Genomic DNA, 268 nt, shown 5'->3' with positions numbered 1-268 from the left:
CCCCATGTGGGGTTTCCCCATGTGAGAGTAGGTCATCGTCAAGATCAAATTCCGAAACCCCTATCTGCATCTGCAGGTAGGGGTTTTGTTTTAGTAGAAGTCACCGATTTTGCTGGCACGTTACGGCTGTAACGGGCTGGTCACAGAATTTCTTGACGACCATAGAGCATTGGAACCACCTGATCCCATCCCGAACTCAGCAGTGAAACGATGCATCGCCGATGGTAGTGTGGGGTTTCCCCATGTGAGAGTAGGTCATCGTCAAGAT

1 rRNA gene is annotated in these 268 nt (G+C 50.4%); it reads left to right on the top strand.

Annotated features, from left to right (window positions below):
• Window positions 1–151 precede the first annotated feature (151 nt).
• Window positions 152–267 (top strand): 5S ribosomal RNA (gene rrf / locus NHU87_RS28370).
• Window position 268: the final 1 nt, after the last annotated feature.

Origin of the sequence: Pseudomonas mandelii (assembly GCF_024138395.1) — a bacterium.
GTDB lineage: Bacteria > Pseudomonadota > Gammaproteobacteria > Pseudomonadales > Pseudomonadaceae > Aquipseudomonas > Aquipseudomonas mandelii_E.
This window is presented reverse-complemented; position numbering and strand designations above follow the sequence as displayed.